This is a genomic window from Lentilactobacillus parakefiri (assembly GCF_002157585.1).
GTDB lineage: Bacteria > Bacillota > Bacilli > Lactobacillales > Lactobacillaceae > Lentilactobacillus > Lentilactobacillus parakefiri.
On record NZ_BDGB01000029.1, the window covers coordinates 89,922 to 111,161 of the forward strand.

The window sequence follows — 21,240 nt, forward strand, 5'->3', positions numbered from 1 at the left end:
AATGAAAGCTTTATCCTTATAGAATCAGTTGATTATGAAGTCGTCAAACCACCCGTCCAATGACTGGCCGCGCTGCTGGTATAGACTTTAATGGAGTACGTACCAGAACCGACCCACAACCGGCCGCTCAATGTGCCAGTTGATGAACTGATGGTCTTGTAAAGTTCACCATCCTTGTAAATACTGATTGAAAATGAATCGGCACTTGAGGCACCGCTATCCGTTGACGTGTTGACATTGTAATGCAGCGTATTGATGAGGTTGGTTGCCTTGACAGTCACGTTGTAGCCGGAATTGTCATTGGTATATTGACTGCCGGTTTCACGCGACTGTTGGGACAGATTTTTCCCTGCTACCTGCTTGGTAGACTTAGCGTTATCCTGTTTATTTCCCTGTTGTTGTCGTTGCGGTTGCACCGTGTCCGCGTTGGCAACAACACTGCTCAGAAATGTTGGCGCAACCATGGCGGCTGCCGCACCAACTGTCACTAAATATTTTTTAATTTTCATAGATGAAAAACTTCCTTTCGTCTTAACGTTTGTTGGTTTGATGTAAATCTTAGTTCAGCTGCCCTCCCTTCATACTTGATGTTGTTAGAATATCGGGGAAAGCTTAATTGGGACTTAAATCGATTATGTTTAGCCGGTAATCAACGCGATCTTTAGAAATCCTTTGGAATTTTGTAAAATCTCGACAGCAAAAAAGGGCAATCAACAAACACAAATCGTTCATTGATTGACCCTATCGGCTGCTATCTTAGCCTGATTGACACTATTCCACTTTAAAATTGGATTTAAATATAAAACCGCAATTGGGACACCTATTTAAGCCATAACTAATGGACATTGGTCGGTGGCATTTCGGACAATTTCCCTGCATTGGCCTTTGAATCTTGGTTGGTTTTGATTCTTTTTCATCTGCCTGATCGTACATATTACCCTCCACTAAATATCATTACTGGTTAATAACCTTCAGAAACTGCGCCAGCACTTTATCCACCAACCAAACGCCACTTTCGGTTGGATAAAATAATCCTCCTGAAAGTGCCGCTTTCCTGGCTTCAATTTCAAAAATCACTGGGAGTGGGTCACGTCGTTTGCCCACTTCAATCGCCATTTTGGGAGTGGCAGACAAATGAACAAAATCTCGATCCATCTTTTTTAAACCCTCATCAACAATGAATTTCGCAGCCGCGTGACTCGTTCCATGATACAGCTTCTCTGGCGGCACCGTTGGCGGTGTTAATGGATCTACGGGGATGCTGTGGCCATACAGAGCCCGAATCGTGTGGCCTTCAATCGCATAACGTTGTTTGTCACTCTTTTTCATAATCTCTCGAATGATTTTTTCACTGATTGGGGTGCCAAAGTGCTGATTAAATTTTTGGATGAGCGTTTGCAAGTCCACCCGTCCGTATCGATCCAACTGGATGCCAATTTTGTCCGGATGGTGTCTAAGGACGTACGACAGCCGTTTACTCAACCTGGTTAATTGATGATCCATGTTACTGACTCCAATTTCTTCTAAGCTGACCTCATTATAATCCCAAAGGCACTCAAACCACAAAAAACGCCCGGTACTAAGGCCCAGACGTTATGACAAATCATATTCATATTAGAGGGGATCTTACTTCTTGGGGGAGAGGTAAGATAATCAAGTTTCATACTTTGGAGGAGTAAGTTCACTTGTAAACCAATTTATCTTTCAAAATTGATTGTCTTTATATTATGGCTACCAACTTAACTCAGCCTTAAATAAGTGTGACGAAATTGTGAAGTTGAAGAAAAAACTGGATAGGGGTGTTGTTTAGCCGGATTTCTTTTATAATTGGATCAAGAAACTATTTGAAAGGATTCAACATGAAAACCATTTATTTTGTGCGCCATGGCCAAACACTGCTTAACCAATTTCGCCGAATGCAGGGCTGGGTGGACTCACCATTGACCGAAAAAGGGGAATCCCAAGCAAAAGCGACCGGTCAAAAACTCGCCGATGTCCACTTCGACTTGGCGATGAGTTCCGATATGATGCGGGCCATTCATACCTTAGACATTATTCTGGCCAACAATCATACATCAGCGACCGTTTCCAGAGAGGTGTTTCTCGGGGTGCGGGAAATTTACTTCGGCTCGTTTGAAGGAATCGACAGTATTCAAACCTGGAACATGATCGGCGGACCGCTGGGGCATCGGAATCAAGAAGACTTAATTAAAGAATATGGTTTGTTCAAAATGCGTGATTTCATGCATGCCGCCGATCCATTTCATGAAGCCGAGACAACCGGTCATCTCAAGGCCCGAATCGATAATGCCGTCCAGCATATTCAAGATGAACTGGCAGACGGCCAGAACGCCCTGGTTGTTTCACATGGAACTTTTCTAAGAAACCTGGCAACCATGTATAGCAACACCACTTCCGCTGTTGAACAACCCGGCAATGGCAGTGTTACCAAGTTGGATGTTAGCTCCACCCCGCAGATTATCTCCTACAACGAATAAAAAAATCTCACTAATAGATTGCGTAGTTAATCTTTTAGTGAGATTTTTAAGTGATGATTAATAGCCTAAGCTGTTAACGTTGGTGCGTTTAGTCTTGTTGGTTTCCCAGAAGAAGGTCTTGGCAACCCCAGTAATCTTCTTCTTTGGGACAAAGCCCCAATATCGACCGTCATTTGAGACACTTCGATGGTCACCCAAAACAAAGTATTCACCCTTGGGCACCTTGGTAGCGTTGGTATTTTTATCCCAGCTCTTTGATAGAGATTTCAGATTCCAATTACCGGTTCCGGTTGTCCGTTCACTGGTACTAATGAACTTTTGGGGAACCACCTTACCATTCACGTAAAGATTACCGTTTTTGCTGGAGACCGTGTCGCCGGGAAGGCCAATCACCCGCTTAACGTAATCTGTTTTAGGTTTGGTAGCCGTCGGATCCTCACCATGCGCATCAAAAACAATGACGCTCAGATGCTTAATCTTGGCGTGCCGCCAAACAATCAACCGCTCTTTATTAACTAAGTTGGGTTCCATTGAAGGGCCATCAACCCGGGCAAACGTAAAGACAAACTGACGAATCAATAGGGCAACCAGCAGTCCGACCAGGATGGGAATGACCCAGCTCATAATTTCTTTAAATACTTTCATCTTAAGCTCCTTTATGAACAACACAATTAGCTATGCATACTATCCATAACAGTTAGCTTACACAATCGCTATTAATTTTATCACATTTACTCGCCAGAACAACTCTTTCGTGCCGAATTAACAGAACCTTAATTAATTGCTCATATTGCAATCAAACTGTATCATAATTTGTATGAATCTGCTTGTGAAATAGAGGTAACCACATGAACACAAACCTTAAACTCCGCAGTAAAATCTGGCTGGTCTTTATACTGGGAACGATTAGCGCAACTGGCCCACTGTCGATCGATCTCTACTTACCAGCCCTCCCTGAAATGACGCGGGATCTCAATGCCCAGCCATCACTGATTCAACTGAGCCTAAGTGCCTGCTTAATCGGGTTAGCGCTAGGCCAATTGATTTCTGGCCCTTTGAGTGACAAATATGGACGGAAAAAGCCTTTAATGATTGGCTTTTTCATCTTTGGACTGGTATCTTTGATGATCGCCTACAGCAGTTCAGTCTATCTGTTAATCCTGTTAAGGTTTATCCAGGGACTAGCTGGGGCCAGTGGTCAGGTGCTGTCCCGCGCAATCGCTTCAGATATGTTCTCAGGGCCTCTGTTAACCAAGTTTTATTCGATGTTATCGGCCGTCAATGGCATTTTTCCGGTTATTTCTCCCGTCATTGGCGGATTTATGATCCGTTATGTCGAGTGGCAGGGAATTTTCATTTTGTTGGCAGCAATTGGCTTTGTTTCAGTCCTGGCATTATGGCTGGGAATTAAGGAAACATTACCCCAGGAGAAACGAATTTCAGGAAGCCCGGGCAAATCAATTGGTCAAATGTTTAAATTACTGAAAAATTCTCGATTTGTCCGGTTGGTTCTGGCAACTGGGTTGGTATCCGGTGGTTTATTCAGTTATATTTCTGCTTCATCATTTGTCTTTCAGAGCTTTTTCCACATGTCCGTTCAAAACTTCAGCTTGCTTTACGCATTAAACGGGATTGGGATCGCGATTGGGTCAGTGGTTCCAGGTGCCCTGGCCGGACGCTTTAGTGAAGCTGGCCAAACTAAAGTCATCTTAACATCGACTTTCATCACTTCTGTTTTACTAACGCTTAGTGCCCTATTCCTAAACAACCTCCTGCTGGTCATTATCTTAGTGTTCCTGACGGTGACTCAATTCGGGATGCTGTTTACATTAACCACTTCAATTATCATGAACCTCACATTACATAATAACGGCGGTCTTTCAGCAATGCTTGGCTTGTCACAGAATGCAATTGGTGGGCTCATGTCGCCATTGGTGGGGCTGATGGGGACTGGAACCTATCTGCCAATGTCATTGGCAATTATGGGGTGCATGGGATTGAGTTTGTTTCTCTTCAGCACAATTCATAATAAGCAACAATCCATTCAATAACACAAATGAGGCTGGGAGCAAAATTTGCCCTCAGCCTTATTTGGATGATTGACTAGGTTGCCATGTTTAACAACAACCAGCTTAAATTGGTTTCGATGGTCTTTACGGCCACTATCCTTTAAAACTACTCAGCCAGCTTACTAATCTTGCCCTGTTGAATATAAACGCTCAAAATTGCAATGTCAGCAGGATTGACACCACTAATTCGTGAGGCCTGGGCAATTGTTTCAGGATGAATTTTCTGTAGCTTCTGCCGGGCCTCGGTGGCAATGCCATCAATTGCGTCATAGTCAATCCGGTCAGGAATCTTCTTTTCTTCCATCCGCTTCATCTTTTCAACACTTTGCTCAGCTTTTTTAATGTAGCCAGCATATTTAGTCTGGATTTCAATTTGTTCGATCACATGACGGTCAGGCATTTCTTCCGTTTGGGGAATGAAGCGCATCAATGTCTGATAATCGACGTATGGCCGCCGCAGGAAAATCGATGCCAACACCCCGTCTTGAAGTGGCTTGTCACCATGTTCCTGGACAAATTGGTTCACTTCATCTGAAGGCTTAATTCGAATGGTATTCAACCGATCAAATTCATCTTCAATGGCCTTCTTCTTGGCTAAGAACTTGGCGTAGCGATCATCAGAAATCAAGCCAATCTCGTGACCCTTTTCTGTCAAACGCATATCAGCATTATCAGTACGCAGCAATAGTCGATACTCGGCCCGGCTGGTTAATAGTCGATAAGGTTCCTTGGTCCCCTTAGTCACCAAATCATCAATCATGACGCCAATATAGGCTTCGTTGCGTTTCAAAACGAAGGGTCCTTTACCAAGTGCCCGCCGGCCCGCATTGATACCCGCAATTAGGCCTTGACCAGCAGCCTCTTCATAACCTGACGTTCCGTTGGTCTGACCAGCGGTAAATAGGTTTTTGACGATCTTAGTCTCCAAAGTCTGTTTGAGTTGGTATGGCGCAACAACATCGTATTCGATCGCGTAACCCGGACGCATCATCTGTGCGTTTTCCATGCCGACGATTGAATGAATCATCTTCTGCTGAATCTCTTCGGGCATTGATGTTGAAAGTCCATCAACGTACCATTCCTCAGTCTTTCTGCCTTCAGGTTCCAAAAACAGTTGGTGACGACTCTTATCAGCAAAACGAACCACTTTGTCCTCAATTGATGGGCAATAACGTGGGCCAACCCCTTCAATAACGCCGGTAAACATAGGTGCCCGGTCAAGGTTATCGCGGATAATCTTGTGAGTCATTTCGTTGGTATAGGTTAACCAACAAGATAATTGATCTTTGACTGCCAAATAGTCTTCATCCGAAGATTCAAAACTAAAGTGATGCGGTTTCTCGTCACCAGGCTGTTCCTCAGTTTTGGAATAGTCAATCGTTGTCCCATCAACTCGTGGTGGGGTTCCGGTCTTAAATCGTTCCAAATCAAAACCGAGATCTTCCAAATTGCCGGAAAGTTTTTCAGCCGGCTGTGAGTTATTGGGCCCAGAAGCATACATCAACTCACCAATAATAATTTTTCCACGCGCAGCCGTTCCAGCAGCAATCACGACTGCCTTCGCATAGCACTCGGCGCCAGTATTGGTGATAACCCCTTTACAAACACCGTCTTCAACGATCAAGGAATCAACAATCCCCTGACGTAAAGTCAAATTAGGTTCTTTTTCAATCGTATGCTTCATTTCGGCATGGTAAGCATGTTTATCAGCCTGAGCACGCAAGGCTTGAACAGCCGGTCCTTTACGGGTATTCAACATCCGCATTTGGATGTAGGTCTTATCAATATTCTTGCCCATTTCGCCGCCCAAGGCATCAACTTCACGGACTACGGTCCCTTTGGCAGGCCCGCCAACCGATGGATTGCAGGGCATGAACGCAACCATATCCAGGTTGATCGTGAGTAGTAGGGTCTTGTTACCCATTCTGGCAGCGGCTAAAGCGGCCTCACAGCCTGCATGACCGGCACCAACGACAATCACATCATAATCTTGGCCGCGATATTTTTGTTTAACATCGCTAACTCGTAAACTTTTCACTGTTTTTCCTCCAACTGTTTCACGTGAAACAGGTTATTTCCCTAAACAGAATTGACTAAATAACTGGTCAATTAACTCATCTTGGTAACTGTCGCCGGTGATTTCACCTAAGAAATCCCAGCAGCGGGTCATATCAATTTGAACCAGGTCAACTGGCATACCGTCATCCAAGCCTTTGATCACATCTTCGAGAGCCTGTTTGGCTTGATTTAATAAGCCAATGTGGCGGGCATTAGTGACCATAATATCGTTTTGACTGCTTTCAATGCCTTCATCGAAGAACATCTTGGCAATCAATTCTTCTAGTTGGGTCAATCCGTCCGCTTTAATCGCTGAGGTTGAGATTACATTATTGCCATCAGCAAGTGATTTAATCTGGTCTAAATTAATTTTAGCCGGTAGATCAGTCTTATTGAGGATGATGATCCGTTGTTTGTCTTGAGTGGCACTTAACAACTTCTTGTCCTCTTCAGTTAATGGTTCACTGGCATTCAGAACTAACAGGACTAAATCCGCACTGTTAATCGCTTTTCGAGAGCGGTCAACGCCAATTTTTTCAACTTTGTCCGTAGTATCGCGAATGCCGGCAGTATCAACCAGCTTCAATGGCACACCCCGGACGTTGACGTATTCTTCGAGAACATCTCTGGTTGTCCCTGGCACGTCGGTCACAATTGCTTTGTCTTCATGAAGAAGGTTGTTAAGCAAACTGGATTTGCCAACGTTTGGCCGGCCAATGATTGAAGTTGCCAAACCTTCTCGCAAAATCTTACCTTGTTTGGCAGTCTTCAGCAGTTGAACAATCCGTGCGTGGACATCAGTTGCCTTTTCCCGCAACAACTTGCTAGTCATGGTTTCAACATCATCATATTCAGGATAATCAATGTTAACTTCCACTTGAGCCAAAACGTCCAGAATGTCTTGGCGTAAATGTTTAATCAGGTGCGACAGATTGCCGTCCAGCTGGTTAATGGCAGCTTTCATTGAACGGTCAGTCTTGGCTTCAATCAGGTCCATAACGGCCTCAGACTGTGATAAGTCAATTCGACCATTCAAAAACGCACGCTTTGTAAATTCACCAGGTTCAGCCATCCTGGCACCATGACTCACCGCAAGCTGAAGAATTCGATTGGTGGCAACAATCCCACCATGACAATTAATTTCAACAATATCTTCTTCAGTATAGGTGTGAGGGGCTCTCATGACCGAAAGCATCACCTCATCAACCTCTTCGTTGGTATCTGGATCAATGATGTGGCCGTAATTGATGGTATTGCTGGCAACTTTATCAAGGTCTTTGCCACGATAGAGTTTTTTTGCAACATCAAGCGCTTCTTCACCACTAATTCGGATGATCGAAATACCACCTTCGCCAGGTGGTGTCGAAATCGCTGCAATCGTATCAAATTCAGTTGTTGTTAAAACCATGATTAAGCTTCCCTCCACGAGTAATTGAATAGTGTCGTTAATTTAACCACAAAACTTATCTAAAAGCACAAAAAAAGCGCCACTCCATGCTAAAAAAGATAGCACGGATAAAGCACTTTGACTACTTTACCTAGTTAAGATAAGAATGATTAACTACATAATATTTTAAAGCTGATCATTTGTCAATTGATTTCAAGAATTATTTGGGGGCAACGACAATCACTCGGTGGGGCTCTTTGCCCGTTGAATAAGTCATCACATGATCATTGTCTGCCAGAGCATTATGAATTTGTTTACGTTCGAATGCCGGCATCGGATTGAGATACACCGGTTTGCCATTCGCAATAGCGTTTCGGGCGGTTTTATCCGCTAATTGAACCAGCGACTCACTTCTTCTTGACCGATAGTTTGCGGTATCCAACTCAACAGTAACGTTGTTGGCCCCCAAACGATTAATGAATATCTGTGAGAGGTTTTGGAGCGCATTAATTGTGCGGCCATGACGGCCGATTAATCGGCTCTCCTGGTCGGTATCAATATCAATATAGATTGAATGGCGATTCTTCAAATCCAGCTTTAGTTTGAACGAGAAGCCCATTGCTTCAAGGACATCATTTAAGTAGTTGGCAAGCTTTTGAGATACTTCTTCAATATCAACGGTGTTTTCGGTTTCTTCAACTTGGTTATTTAGATCTGAAACTGGTTGGCTACTTGATTTTTTAGTATTTGTCTGCTGTTGAGGATGACTTTTTTTGACAAGTTCAACCTGTGCAAGTTTGCGACCAAAACCTAAAAAGCCATTCTTAGGTTGTTGAATAACGGTAACTTCAACTTGGTCCGAAGTGAGTGATAGTGCGGTTAAACCCTGTTCTACGGCGTCTTGGATGGTTTTTCCAGAGTAAATTGTCATAATGAACTCCCTTTAATTGAATTAACTGGTTAATAATAGCATAAAAACGCGCATTATTAAACGGTTTGTTGCGAAAAACGGAAACTAAACGCAAACTTTATTTATTTTGTCACATTAAAAAACATCAATCTACCATCTCACGCCAAAGTCGATATAATGGGTTTAGTAGCATTTTTTAAGAAAGCTGGTTTTGTCTGAATCAACATCAATCACCAGTGACTGCTACTTTAGGTTTTCGATTTGGAAAGTGAGACAATGGCAAACACAAATCAATATGACGTTGGCCAAAACATTCAAATCGACCGCCAGCACCGGCTTAGTAAGCTTCAGGAGGCCTCACAGATTACCTGGATTAATCTCAGTGCCTACTCTGCAATCATGGTGGCTGAACTCATCATTGGTTATTTGGCCCAGATCACCGTGTTAATTGCCGATGGGTTAAATAATCTGACGGGTGTTTGCGGTGGCGCCATTTTAATTATTGGCTTAAAGATTTCTAAACGTCCCCCAGACTCTAATCATGTGATGGGCCATTGGCAGTATGAGAACATTGCTGCCCTGCTATCTGCGACAATTATGTTTGCGGTTAGTATTCAAATTTTCGTTGATGGCGTTTTCGCGGTTCAACGCTTCTTTTCCGGTCACACCATTCGACCAAATTATTGGTCATTAGAGGTTAGCCTGATCGCGGCAATCATCATTGGTATCTTGGCGCGCTTTAATAAGGCAAAGGGCATCCAACTTAAGAATCAGGCATTGACGGCTTCTGGACAAGACCTCAACAGTGATGCTTGGACCAGTTTGGGAACGTTTCTCTCCATTGGTGGTGCCTATCTTGGTGCTCAATGGTTGGATGGAGTGGCAACTTTAATTGTCGGCTGCCTCATTCTGCATTCATCAATCAGCATCTTTAGAACAACCATTATGCGGCTGAGTGAAGGGTTTGACCCCAAAGATATTGAACGCTATAACGAAACGATTAGTGCAATCCCCGGTGTCTTGGGAATTCAAGGAATTGAGCCGCGTTGGCTGGGTGATCAGATTGTGATGAAGATTGGCATTTATTTAGCAGATGATACCGATTTAAAGACTGCCTACGCAATTGGTGAAAAGGTTGAGCACAATCTGATGAAAAAATATGACATTCTCGATGCTGACGTTATGAGCTATCCGGTTAGTCAAAAGGACAATCCACATTCGGCTGATTAATTAATCGTTTGACAAATAAAAAAATCAGGTCTATATTCAGTTTTAATTAAATGATAATTTGTTAAACAAAATGAATCGGTGAGTAGTTTAAAGTTGTCTATCAGAGAGTTGGCGTTGATGAGAGCCAATATTCAGCTTGAACGAAGATGGCCGATGATTGGTTGCTGTAAGTAGATAACGAGCAGCAGACGGATAGGTCCCCGTTAGTAGACACACCATCTTTCAGTGATGGTTATTAAGGTTTAACGAGTAATCGTTAAATAAATCAGAATGGTAACGTGTTATTCGCTTCTGCAGCTAATGCTGCAGAAGCGTTTTTTAATTTAATGGGCAAAAAATTATAAATTTGGGGTGGCAAGTATGACAAAATTAGCAATTGTAACTGGCGCAGGACAAGGAATCGGAGAAGGCATCGCTCACAGACTAGCCAAAGATGGGTTTGCGATTGCAGTCGCAGACATTAACGGGAAAACAGCTGACAAGGTAACCACCGATTTGGTTAACGATGGTTACACCGCCAAATCGTATCATATCGACGTTGCTGACCGTGAACGGGTCTTTGAATTAGTGCAAAAGGCGGTTGCCGATCTTGGCGAACTTGCTGTGTACGTCAATAATGCCGGTGTCGCTTTCATTGATGAAATTGTTGATTCAGCAGAAAAAGATATCCGGCGATTATTAGATGTCAATCTATTAGGAACTTACTGGGGAACCCAAGCGGCAGCCGAACAATTCAAAAAACAGGGTCACGGTGGTCGAATCGTCAATGCAGCCTCCCTGGCTGGGGTTGAAGCATCTGCTCTGCAGAGTGCCTATTCAATTTCAAAGTTTGGCGTTCGGGGGATTACCCAAGCCGCTTCAAAGGAATTGGCAAAGGACCAAATCACTGTCAACGCTTACGATCCAGGAATTGTCAGAACTCCTCTAAGAGACGGGATCGACAAACGAACTGCTGAAATCAAGGGAATCTCCGTCGCTGAGCAACAAAAAAACTGCCTCAGTGAGATCTCACTGGGCAGAGAAGCGACTCCTGAAGACGTCGCAAAAGTTGTTTCGTGGTTTGCATCCCCTGATGCCGCCTATATCACCGGCCAATCAATTCTGGTGGATGGTGGCATGAGATACCAGTAAAATAATCGAAAACGAGCGTGATTAATAGGGCAGCCATGAGCACAATCTCATGGCTGCCCTTTTATATCTAATTTGCCCGTCAATCCATTTTGATGACAATCTTCCCGACAGCCCGACCAGTCGCTGAATAATCAAAAGCCGACTGAATATCGGGAAATGGCACGACACGATCAATGACCGGGTGTAGGGTTCCGCGTTCGACCATTTTGGTAATCTTGGACAATTGAATCCCACTGGGCTTCATAAATAAAAACTCATAACCAACCTGAAATTGGCGTTGCAGTCGACCAATCTTTGCTGTAGCCAGGGAAAATGCCAGCTGTTTCCACATTGGTAGACCAGCCTGCTGAGCGAATGCCCGATTTGGCAGCCCTGAAATTGAGACCACTTTGCCTCCGGGTTTCACGACCTGAAACGCATTTGCTAATTGTTGACCCCCAAGTGTATCAAACACGGCATCGTAATCAACTAAGACATCTTCAAATGCCGTTTGGTGATAGTCGATGACCTGGTTGGCTCCTAACTGCCTGACCAAAGCCGTATTCTTTGCGCTAGTGGTCGTTGCCACAAATGCTCCCAAAGACTTGGCAAGTTGAATTGCGACTGTCCCAATCCCACCGGACCCCGCCTGAATCAAGACTTTGTCTCCTGGCTTGATGTGCATCAGATCAACTAACGCCTGGTAACTCGTCAGCGAAACCAACGGCATTGCCGCGGATTCTACCAAGGATAAGTTGACTGGTTTCAAGGTAATATCATCTTGGTCTACAGCCAGATACTCGGCAAAAGTTCCGATACGATTCTTCTGCACTCGGCCATATACCTCATCACCAACCTTGAAGTCCTTAACCATTGTTCCCGTCTGAACAACTGTCCCAGAAAAATCACTCCCTAATCTCAAGGGCATCGAATACTTCAACAACATTTTAAGCTTGCCATCACGGGTCTTTAAATAAATCGGGTTAATGCTTGCCGCAGAAACTTTCACTAACACGTCATGATGCCTAATCGTTGGAATGGGCACGTCTACGATCTCTAATTGCTGCTGCCCAAAATGGTCGATCTGGGCAGCTTTCATCATTTTTGTCATCATTAATAGCTCCATTTTATTGGTTTAAATTTTTAAACGAATGTAGCCCAAATCATAAATCACAATTTGGTGGGCGTCAAGCAAGATTGTTTAATGCCAATTCATTGACGGCCGACAAATAAAATGGTTTAATGGTTTAAAAATATGAACTGAAAGGAATGTACGATGGTTGATTTACACCAAATTCAAACTGAATTCGCCAATGTCAGCAGCTTCTTAACTGCTTTGGGGGACCAAAAACGTCAAGCAATTATCATTTCCCTGCTAAAAACCAATTCTTGTGGGGGGCTGCAAGTCCCTGAACTTACCAGTGTGACCGGCTTATCCAGGCCGGCAGTTTCTCATCATTTAAAAATTTTGAAAGATGCCCATTTAGTTGCCGTCAAAAGTCAAGGGACCAAGAATTTTTACTACCTTTCCCATGACATCAAGGAGATTAATGAACTAAAAACGCTTCTGGATCATGTCACAGCAATCATTCATCAAACGGAGACAAAACTATGAAAAAAGTATTGATCGTTTTAACAAATGTTACCCGTTATCAAGGCACGAATGATCCCACTGGCTTATGGCTGGGGGAAGCAACAGAATTTGCCGAAACAATTCAAGAAGCAGGGATTGGCGTCGACTATGTCAGTCCAAAAGGTGGCTTTGTGCCACTTGATCCACGCAGTATGAAATACACTAATGAGTCGATCATGAAGTTCTATGAGACTGCCGATTTCCAAAAACGGGCGTTGACCAACTCGCTGCGGCCAAATGAAATCAATCCTGACGACTATTTAGCCATCTACTACACTGGCGGCCATGGGGTGATGTGGGATTTTCCAAATGATCGATCCCTCCAGCAAATTGCCTTGTCAATTTACGATAATGGCGGATACGTCACTTCCGTTTGTCATGGGGTTGCCGGCTTACTCAACATTAAGGACGATGCAGGTCGCTATTTAATTGCCGGCAAATCAATCACGGGTTTCACAACTGCGGAAGAAATCATTGCCGGTAAAAAATCAGTGGTTCCCTTTCTGAATAAGCAGGCAGTTGAAAAACGCGGTGGCAAGTTCAAAAAGAAACGGGCTTACAAGGAGTACGCCATTCAAGATGATCGGTTAATTACTGGTCAAAATCCATTCTCACCACGGGCTGTCGCTCGCCTATTACTTGAAAACGTGCGTTAAAATTGCTTAAGAGGCTGGGACATAATTTTATCTCGGCCTCGTTTTGGCTCCACTACTATCTAGATTAAACGTGGAACAATCGGCTGATCCCGGCCATTTAAGCAAATAATCCGGTTATTCCCAAAAGCAGGAATAACCGGATTATTTGCTTAAATTCTGGGATCAAAACGCCTCGTGTCCCACTCTCTCTTATTGTCTTGACTCCTAACCAATTATTTACCTGATCTCTTTAATGAATCAACTGAATCAGCTTCCCAATCCGAAAACCAGTCTGCTGAATCAACTGAGGAGCTTGGTGAATCGCTTCTGGAACAGTCACCGGACGAGTCGTCGTGGAAACAATCAAGTCAAATCCTTGATCGTATAAAGGCTGGATATCGGTTGCCAAACTCCCGGCAACGGCAATCACCCGAACTTTGGCTGAATGAGCCAGCTTGGCAACCCCCATTGGCAATTTGCCGCTGAGAGTTTGTGAATCAATCCGCCCCTCACCGGTAATGACCCAATCAGCATCCCGAATCAGCGCCTTTAAGTTCACCAATTTCATGATCTCATCAATACCGGAGGTTAGCCTGCCATTTAGAAAAGCCAGGACGCCAAATCCCAAACCACCGGCGGCCCCAGCTCCAGAAACGGATGAAAAATCCTGACCGATTGAGTCAGCCGTCAACCGTGCCAATCGTTGCAATCGGGCATCAAAAGCGGCAATTTGCGCTTTTTGAACCCCTTTTTGTGGACCAAAAATTGCTGTGGCCCCTGATTTGCCAACCAATGGATTCATGACGTCTGAAAGACCAACTACTTGAACTGAGTGAATCCGTTGGTCAATTTGGCTCAAATCAACTTTTTCCAAGTCTTTGAGTCCGCCAATCCCACGGGAGATTTCATGTCCTTTTCGATCGTAAAAATGCCCGCCCAAGGCCTGAGCCATTCCAACGCCACCATCGTTGGTTGAACTTCCGCCAAGTCCCAGAAAGATTTTGTTAACGCCGTGATCCAACGCTGCTTCAATGAGTTCTCCAACACCATAAGTTGACCGAAGAGTGACATCCGTCTTTTGTCCTTGAGTGTATCCAGCAGCTGCGGCCATTTCGATTACCGCCGTCTGATTGTCAATCAAACCCCATTCAGCGTCAATTTGACTGCCAGCGGAGCCAGTTACCTTAGTTGTCATCAATTGGCCCTTAGTCGCCCCGACAACAGCTGTGACAGTTCCTTCACCGCCATCAGCGAAGGGAACTTTTTTGATTTGGAGGCCAGCATTGGCCGCCATCAGTCCCCGTTGTAAATCATCCGCAACTTCCTGTGAACTGGCACTGCCTTTGAATGAATCGGTCGCAATTACAATTTTTTCCATTGTCAACTTCCTTTAACTAACTATTGAACTTAGTGTACCTGAATATGGGTGCTTGAACAAAAAAACAGCGTGATCAGATGATCACGCTGTTTGCTAGTTATTTACGTTTACTCTTCTTTGCACGTTTAATGGCTTTTTTGATTGCCCGTTGCTTTTCGCGCTCTTCGCGTTGTTTCTTCTCACGTTCACGACGGATCTTCCAAGGATTTTGAATAACCAAGGTTTGACCTACTTGGAACGCGTTGGTAATCACCCAATAAAGTGACAAAGCAGATGGGAGGCTAACGGCCATGATTAAAATGAAGAATGGCATTCCAACCGTCATCATTGTCGTCATTGAATTCGATTCAGGTTGACCTTTCATTGCCAACCATGAAGAAATGAAGGTGAACAAGGCCGCCAGGATCGGTAAGATAAAGTACGGATCCGGATGACCAAGCTGCAGCCAGAAGAACGTCCCACTTCTCAAAATATGGGTCCGCCAAATTGCTTGGTACAAAGCAAACAGAATTGGCATTTGAACAATCAATGGCAGACAGCCGGCAAGCGGATTAATGCCTGCTTCAGCGTACAGCTTCTTTTGTTCTGCTTGAAGCTTCTGAACGGTCTCTGCATCCCTTGATGAATACTTTTTCTGCAAGGCCTTCAGCTGCGGTTGGACTTCTTGAGTCTTTCGCATACTTCTGGTTTGATAAATCATCAATGGCAAAATCACAATCCGGACAAGAATGGTAAAGATAATAATACCCATTCCATAATTGTCGCTAAAGAATTTGGACAGCCAGATAATGGCCCGAGAAAAGTTCAAAACAACCCAGCCGTCCCAAATTCCTGTACTGTGATTAGTTATTGGTGCGTTACTACATGCGGAAAGTACTACCGTCAAACTTACTAATGAGAGTAATACTAGTAATTTCTTTATTCTCTTTTTCAACTTTTTTCCTCACTATCATAGTTGGGATCGATTAGTTTAGCTAACTTGAGCACATGAATTAGACTTGCCTTGACATCACTCATCGCCATCTGGTCAGCAGCTGGCCGGGCAATGACAATGAAGTCAACGTCCTGACGAAGATCAGGCTTTAATTCCAACAGGGATTGACGAATTCTTCGCTTAACCCAATTTCTATGTACCGCATTACCGATCTTCTTACCAACAGAAATACCGACGCGAAAATGTAATTGATTGGGTTTATCCAAAGAATAGACAACAAATTGACGATTTGCAACAGAGTTATGAGTCTCAAATACTTCTTGAAATTCAGCCTCTTTTTTTACTCGATACGATTTTCGCATGATCCATCTCCACAGACTTTTGAAAAATAAATGAAAAAGACCACTGAATGGTCAGTGGTCTATACAGACAATGATTTTCTACCTTTTTGACGTCGGCGAGCCAACACTTTACGACCATTGCTGGTACTCATACGTTTACGAAAGCCATGAACGCGAGCGCGATGACGTTTCTTTGGTTGATAAGTTCTCTTCATAATGAATTCCTCCTTTAAATATAAAAGTCGCGTTTAAGCATTTAATTACAATTATGTTCAAATGCATTTCCCAAATATATTAACATAATTTGTTCATTAATGGAATAGTCTTTTGAATGATCGTTGATTTCAAAAATTATTTAAAATTTGTTTCATGAACAATTAGTGTGGATAACCGCAGATTTAAGCATAGCTGATTTTCGAGATTTACACAAGGTTATCCACAAGCTCACACCTTGTTTCAAAAGTTATCCACAGGCTGTGGATTATATTCTCTTTTTGGTGAATAAAACCGTTGTTATCAGTTTTAGTTATCCACAGATACTTGTTCATCAGCCCAATTTCTCCTCGTTTTATCCACTTATCCACAGACCACTTATACATTTCATCCACCCCTGTGAAACAATTATGCACAGGCTGTTTTTGCCTGTGGAAAACTTTTATAGAGAATGCTAAAATTAATTTGCATTTCGTTACACGACTAAAAACAGAGGGGGAATTCGTAGTGTTAGATAAGGATTCATTATGGCAAAAATTAAGCGACCAATTTCGTAGTAACACCACTGACCTTACATATGACACCTGGATCAAACCGGTCAAGCCGATCAGCTTTGATGGATCCACACTCACTTTATCTTTACCTTCTGAATTGCATCGGGATTATTGGAAAGAACAATTGGCAGCAAATTTGATTGAATATGCGTTTGTCATTACCAAAGGCAATATTGAGCCAAAGTTTATTCTGGATTCAGACGTTAATCAAGAAGCCCAAGAAAAGCCCGTGGATAACAGTGTCCAGCAAGAATCAGATAACGATGAGTTTTCATTTAGTAAGGAAAATCACCTTAATCCCAATTACACGTTTGATAACTTTATTATCGGCAAGGGCAATCAAATGGCTCATGCCGCCGCTTTAATTGTGTCCGAAGAACCCGGCAAGCTTTATAATCCGCTGTTCTTTTATGGTGGCGTTGGTTTGGGTAAGACCCATTTAATGCAGGCCATCGGCAACAAACGGCTTGAAGATCATCCGGAAACCAACGTTAAGTACGTTACCAGTGAAGCTTTTACCAATGATTTCATCAACGCCATTCAGACGAATCGCACCGAAGAATTTCGTCGTGAGTATCGGGATGTTGACATTTTGATGGTCGATGATATTCAATTCTTTGCCCAAAAAGAAGGTACCCAAGAAGAGTTCTTCCATACCTTCAATGATCTTTATAATAACGACAAACAAATCGTCTTAACATCCGATCGAGTTCCTCAAGAAATCCCCAAGCTGCAAGAACGCCTGGTATCACGCTTTGCCTGGGGCTTGCCAGTCGATATCACACCACCGGATTTAGAAACCAGAATTGCCATCCTCAAAAATAAAGCCAAATTGGACAACTTGGTCATTCCAAACGACACCCTGTCCTACATTGCAGGCCAAATTGACTCCAACGTCCGTGAATTGGAAGGTGCTTTGTCACGGGTTCAAGCCTATTCCAAATTAAAGAATGAACCGATTACGACTGATTTAGTTTACGAAGCACTTCGTGGCCTTAAGTTGAGCCAGGATAATCGTCAGCTTTCAATCGTTGATATCCAAAATAAAGTGGCCAGCTATTTCCATATTTCCATCAATGATTTAAAAGGCAAAAAACGAATGAAATCAATTGTAATGCCCCGACAAATCGCCATGTACCTCTCCAGGGAAATGACCAGCAACTCACTGCCGAAAATCGGCAAGGAATTTGGCGGTAAAGATCACACGACCGTTATTCACGCATGCGATAAAATTGCTGAAATTATCAAACTTGATGCCGACTTGAGAAAAGAAATTGCGGATATCAAAAGTGCCTTGAACTAAAATGGTATAATCGACTGTGGATAAATCATCGAGAAGTCAATAAGTTGTGCACAGTCTTATCCACAGGTTAATCATTAGGGATAGCTGCCTTGTCAAAAGTTATCCACAGTATCCACACGCCCTACTGTTACTTCTCTTTTCTTTTATTAATTAATATATATTTACACTTTCCGGGAGGTTGATTAAAGTATGAAATTTTCCATTGGTCGAACAGCATTCACAAAAGGTTTAAACACCGTTTCAAGAGCCATTTCAACCAAAACCACGATTCCTATCCTGACAGGACTTAAGATCGTTGCCGGTCCTGACGGTTTGGTATTAACAGGAAGTGACGCGGATATTTCGATTGAAACGACATTAAAAGCTGATGATCCAGACAATATGTTAGTTATTGAATCTGAAGGAGCCATTGTGTTACCTGCCAGATTCTTTACTGAAATTGTTAAGAAACTGCCTAAAGATACCATTACTTTGGAAGTCGGCGAAAACTTCCAGACCATGATTACTTCAGGTCAATCATCATTTACCATTAACGGCTTGGATGCCAATAACTATCCACACCTGCCTGAAATTCAAACTAATGACGCCATTCCACTTTCTGCTGATCTTTTTAAGCAGATTATTAGTCAAACGGTTGTCGCAGTTTCTAATCAAGAAAGTCGACCCATTTTGACGGGCGTTCACTTTGTTATTTCTGAAAACCACGTCATGGCAGTTGCGACTGACAGCCATCGATTAAGCCAACGGAAAGTGACCCTTGAAACACCGATTAACGGTTCATACGATTTCGTGATTCCTGGTAAAAGTTTAACTGAATTATCCAAAATGATCGATGATGGTCAAACTGAAGTTTCCTTATCTGTGACTGAAAATCAAGCGCTGTTTGTGCTTGGTAACACGCTGTTTTATTCCCGACTGCTTGAAGGAAACTATCCTGATACCACTCGGTTAATTCCGGATTCACATGACACCCGGATTTCTTTTGAAGCACCTGTACTACTGGCTGCAATTGAACGGGCCTCACTACTTTCTCATGAATCAAGAAATAACGTGGTTAAGATTACAATTGATCCTGATAAAAAAGCAGTGACCATCTATGGTAATTCACCAGATGTCGGAAACGTTGAAGAAGACCTTGAGCCCAAGTCACTGGCGGGCGGCGAACTCGAAATTTCCTTTAATCCTGATTATATGAAAGATGCCTTACGGTCATTCAGTCAGTCAACGATTAACATTGACTTCACTTCTGCATTGCGACCATTCACCCTCGCACCAACTGAGGATAGTGACAGTTTCGTTCAGTTGATTACACCAATTAGAACCTTTTAAACAGATAATGATTCATTAACAACTTCCACATACTGGGAGTTGTTTTTTTAGCCAAAATTTGCCTTTTTGATGGATTCCTTTCCGACTTTCAGTCGTGTCATTTACCTAATGTTTCAATCGTAAAAAATGATCGTCATTTCATTAGAAGTCCATATACGGACTTTTTAGCAGTTTTTGCCGTTTTAATGCAAAAATATCAAAAATCTTTAAAATGGCTCATAATGCCCGAGAATCGTCATTGCCGTGTACTTTTAGTAAACAAAGAGGTATAATAGAGGAAGTAAAAAGGTGGGTGAAATTGTGAAAAAAGATGTTTTCATTGATAGTCCCTATATCACTCTTGGACAGTTACTCAAAGAAGAATCAATTATTGCCAGTGGCGGTCAAGCCAAATGGTTTTTAAGAGAGACAACCGTTAATGTCAATGACGAACCTGACAATCGCCGTGGTCGAAAGCTGTATGACGGTGATCATGTTGAAGTGCCGGACGTTGGCTTATTTTTTATTCGCTCAAAGCAGGGAAATGAATGAAGTTAACTGAAATTGAACTTCATAATTTTCGTAATTATGTTGATCAAACGCTCAACTTTTCGGATGGGATCAATGTTTTTCTTGGTGAAAACGCTCAGGGTAAGACTAATTTATTGGAAGCCATTTATGTTTTGGCACTCACCCGCAGCCACCGGACCAATAACGAAAAAGAATTGATCAATTGGCACAGCCAGACTGCTCAGATAAAGGGCCGGCTGCAAAAGCGGCTTGGAACGGTTCCCATTGAACTGGATTTGGGTTCAAAAGGAAAACGAGCAAAGGTTAATCATTTGGAACAAGCTAAACTGTCCACGTATATTGGTCAGTTAAACGTCATCTTGTTTGCCCCTGAAGACTTGTCCATTGTTAAGGGAGCCCCACAAGTCCGCCGGCGCTTCATGGACATGGAATTTGCCCAGATGAGTAATCGTTACTTATACAATTCCACTCAATACAAAAAGATACTGAAACAGCGAAATCGGTATTTGAAAGATTTGCACTATAAACGGCAAAAGGATCGGGTGTACCTGGACGTGCTGTCTGATCAGTTATCTGCTTATGGTGCCGAAATCATTTATCAACGACTCCAGCTACTTAAACAGCTGGAAAAGTTTGCCCAAAATGTTCATTCCGAAATTTCACAAGGTAAAGAAAAATTGGCGTTTGACTATCACACCACAGTGGGCGCTGACCAACTAGGATCAGTCGAGTCGATTTATCAAAGCTTGTTGAAGCATTTTGCTGCAATACGGGACAAAGAGATTTTACGCGCCACCACATTAATTGGTCCGCAGCAGGATGATTTGCATTTTGTGATTAACGGCAAAGAAGTTCAATCATTTGGTTCCCAAGGTCAGCAGCGGACAACCGCACTTTCAGTGAAGCTTGCTGAAATTGATTTAATGAAGGAACAAACTGATGAATATCCAATTTTGTTGTTGGACGATGTTCTTTCCGAACTTGATGATTTCAGACAAACCCACCTACTAACCGCAATTCAAGATAAAGTTCAAACATTTTTAACCACCACCAGTTTAAGTGGCGTTCAACAGGAATTACTAACCAATCCCCGAATTTTTCGGATTAGTGAAGGTAATGTGACTTTGGCAAAATAGTGAAGGAGACTC

21 protein-coding genes and 1 other annotated feature are annotated in these 21,240 nt (G+C 42.9%); of the genes, 10 read left to right on the forward strand and 11 right to left on the reverse strand.

Annotated elements, in window-relative coordinates; genetic code table 11:
• Window positions 1-32 precede the first annotated feature (32 nt).
• Window positions 33-509, reverse strand: a complete 477-nt coding sequence (locus tag LPKJCM_RS02265) for a hypothetical protein (RefSeq protein ID WP_057961595.1) — start codon at window positions 507-509, stop codon at window positions 33-35.
• Window positions 510-954: 445 nt separating this feature from the next.
• Window positions 955-1,503 carry an RNA 2'-phosphotransferase gene (locus tag LPKJCM_RS02275; RefSeq protein WP_057961593.1) on the reverse strand — a complete coding sequence of 183 codons (549 nt, stop codon included), beginning with the start codon at window positions 1,501-1,503 and terminating at the stop codon, window positions 955-957.
• A gap of 356 nt (window positions 1,504-1,859) precedes the next feature.
• Between LPKJCM_RS02275 and LPKJCM_RS02280 the strand changes: the two genes are divergently transcribed.
• On the forward strand, window positions 1,860-2,498 hold the full coding sequence (locus LPKJCM_RS02280; RefSeq protein ID WP_087069516.1) for a histidine phosphatase family protein: 639 nt from the start codon (window positions 1,860-1,862) through the stop codon (window positions 2,496-2,498).
• A gap of 57 nt (window positions 2,499-2,555) precedes the next feature.
• Here LPKJCM_RS02280 and lepB read toward each other — a convergent pair whose 3' ends face one another.
• A complete protein-coding gene (gene lepB / locus LPKJCM_RS02285) occupies window positions 2,556-3,143 on the reverse strand; it encodes a signal peptidase I (RefSeq protein WP_057961592.1) in 588 nt (195 codons plus the stop codon).
• 203 nt (window positions 3,144-3,346) lie between these two features.
• Between lepB and LPKJCM_RS02290 the strand changes: the two genes are divergently transcribed.
• The gene (locus LPKJCM_RS02290; RefSeq protein WP_057961591.1) at window positions 3,347-4,549 is read left to right on the forward strand and encodes a multidrug effflux MFS transporter; all 1,203 of its coding nucleotides are present in this window, start codon (window positions 3,347-3,349) and stop codon (window positions 4,547-4,549) included.
• A gap of 124 nt (window positions 4,550-4,673) precedes the next feature.
• Here the strand turns inward: LPKJCM_RS02290 and mnmG are convergent, their stop codons facing one another.
• From mnmG to jag, 3 genes are all read right to left on the reverse strand, one after another.
• The gene (gene mnmG, locus LPKJCM_RS02295; protein ID WP_057961590.1) at window positions 4,674-6,605 is read right to left on the reverse strand and encodes a tRNA uridine-5-carboxymethylaminomethyl(34) synthesis enzyme MnmG; all 1,932 of its coding nucleotides are present in this window, start codon (window positions 6,603-6,605) and stop codon (window positions 4,674-4,676) included.
• A gap of 33 nt (window positions 6,606-6,638) precedes the next feature.
• Entirely contained in the window at window positions 6,639-8,033 is a 1,395-nt protein-coding gene (gene mnmE / locus LPKJCM_RS02300) for a tRNA uridine-5-carboxymethylaminomethyl(34) synthesis GTPase MnmE (protein ID WP_057961589.1), read from the reverse strand.
• A 199-nt stretch (window positions 8,034-8,232) separates the two neighbouring features.
• Window positions 8,233-8,943, reverse strand: coding sequence for an RNA-binding cell elongation regulator Jag/EloR (jag, locus tag LPKJCM_RS02305; RefSeq protein WP_057961588.1), 711 nt, complete (start codon window positions 8,941-8,943; stop codon window positions 8,233-8,235).
• 255 nt (window positions 8,944-9,198) lie between these two features.
• Here jag and LPKJCM_RS02310 point away from each other — a divergent pair, with 255 nt between their 5' ends.
• Window positions 9,199-10,152 carry a cation diffusion facilitator family transporter gene (locus tag LPKJCM_RS02310; protein ID WP_057961587.1) on the forward strand — a complete coding sequence of 318 codons (954 nt, stop codon included), beginning with the start codon at window positions 9,199-9,201 and terminating at the stop codon, window positions 10,150-10,152.
• 61 nt (window positions 10,153-10,213) lie between these two features.
• Window positions 10,214-10,448 (forward strand) — a binding site (T-box leader).
• Window positions 10,449-10,512: 64 nt separating this feature from the next.
• Entirely contained in the window at window positions 10,513-11,283 is a 771-nt protein-coding gene (locus LPKJCM_RS02315; RefSeq protein ID WP_057961586.1) for an acetoin reductase, read from the forward strand.
• Between the two features lie 79 nt (window positions 11,284-11,362).
• Here LPKJCM_RS02315 and LPKJCM_RS02320 read toward each other — a convergent pair whose 3' ends face one another.
• On the reverse strand, window positions 11,363-12,364 hold the full coding sequence (locus LPKJCM_RS02320; protein ID WP_174659002.1) for an NADP-dependent oxidoreductase: 1,002 nt from the start codon (window positions 12,362-12,364) through the stop codon (window positions 11,363-11,365).
• Window positions 12,365-12,538: 174 nt separating this feature from the next.
• On the opposite strand from LPKJCM_RS02320, the gene LPKJCM_RS02325 reads away from it, so the two are divergent.
• Window positions 12,539-12,877, forward strand: coding sequence for an ArsR/SmtB family transcription factor (locus LPKJCM_RS02325; protein WP_057961584.1), 339 nt, complete (start codon window positions 12,539-12,541; stop codon window positions 12,875-12,877).
• The gene (locus LPKJCM_RS02330; RefSeq protein ID WP_057961583.1) at window positions 12,874-13,551 is read left to right on the forward strand and encodes a type 1 glutamine amidotransferase domain-containing protein; all 678 of its coding nucleotides are present in this window, start codon (window positions 12,874-12,876) and stop codon (window positions 13,549-13,551) included. The genes LPKJCM_RS02325 and LPKJCM_RS02330 overlap by 4 nt, the downstream gene beginning before the upstream one ends.
• 229 nt (window positions 13,552-13,780) lie before the next feature.
• On the opposite strand, the gene LPKJCM_RS02335 is transcribed toward LPKJCM_RS02330, so the two are convergent.
• The 4 genes from LPKJCM_RS02335 to rpmH all read right to left on the reverse strand — a co-directional run bounded on the left by LPKJCM_RS02335 (window position 13,781) and on the right by rpmH (window position 16,398).
• On the reverse strand, window positions 13,781-14,908 hold the full coding sequence (locus LPKJCM_RS02335) for a glycerate kinase family protein (RefSeq protein WP_057961582.1): 1,128 nt from the start codon (window positions 14,906-14,908) through the stop codon (window positions 13,781-13,783).
• 97 nt (window positions 14,909-15,005) lie between these two features.
• Window positions 15,006-15,842: a YidC/Oxa1 family membrane protein insertase gene (locus LPKJCM_RS02340; RefSeq protein ID WP_057961581.1), complete on the reverse strand. Its 837-nt coding sequence runs from the start codon at window positions 15,840-15,842 to the stop codon at window positions 15,006-15,008.
• Window positions 15,839-16,204 (reverse strand): ribonuclease P protein component, encoded by a 366-nt coding sequence (rnpA, locus tag LPKJCM_RS02345; protein ID WP_057962180.1) that lies wholly within the window; start codon window positions 16,202-16,204, stop codon window positions 15,839-15,841. The genes LPKJCM_RS02340 and rnpA overlap by 4 nt, the downstream gene beginning before the upstream one ends.
• Window positions 16,205-16,263: 59 nt before the next feature.
• Entirely contained in the window at window positions 16,264-16,398 is a 135-nt protein-coding gene (gene rpmH / locus LPKJCM_RS02350; RefSeq protein ID WP_087069517.1) for a 50S ribosomal protein L34, read from the reverse strand.
• Window positions 16,399-16,903: 505 nt separating this feature from the next.
• Here rpmH and dnaA point away from each other — a divergent pair.
• The 4 genes from dnaA to recF all read left to right on the forward strand — a co-directional run bounded on the left by dnaA (window position 16,904) and on the right by recF (window position 21,228).
• The gene (gene dnaA, locus LPKJCM_RS02355; protein WP_057962093.1) at window positions 16,904-18,253 is read left to right on the forward strand and encodes a chromosomal replication initiator protein DnaA; all 1,350 of its coding nucleotides are present in this window, start codon (window positions 16,904-16,906) and stop codon (window positions 18,251-18,253) included.
• Window positions 18,254-18,442: 189 nt separating this feature from the next.
• A complete protein-coding gene (gene dnaN, locus LPKJCM_RS02360; protein WP_057962094.1) occupies window positions 18,443-19,582 on the forward strand; it encodes a DNA polymerase III subunit beta in 1,140 nt (379 codons plus the stop codon).
• Between the two features lie 288 nt (window positions 19,583-19,870).
• The gene (gene yaaA, locus LPKJCM_RS02365) at window positions 19,871-20,113 is read left to right on the forward strand and encodes a S4 domain-containing protein YaaA (RefSeq protein ID WP_013726861.1); all 243 of its coding nucleotides are present in this window, start codon (window positions 19,871-19,873) and stop codon (window positions 20,111-20,113) included.
• On the forward strand, window positions 20,110-21,228 hold the full coding sequence (gene recF, locus LPKJCM_RS02370; RefSeq protein WP_057962095.1) for a DNA replication/repair protein RecF: 1,119 nt from the start codon (window positions 20,110-20,112) through the stop codon (window positions 21,226-21,228). Before yaaA ends, recF begins: the two co-directional genes overlap by 4 nt.
• Window positions 21,229-21,240 lie beyond the last annotated feature (12 nt).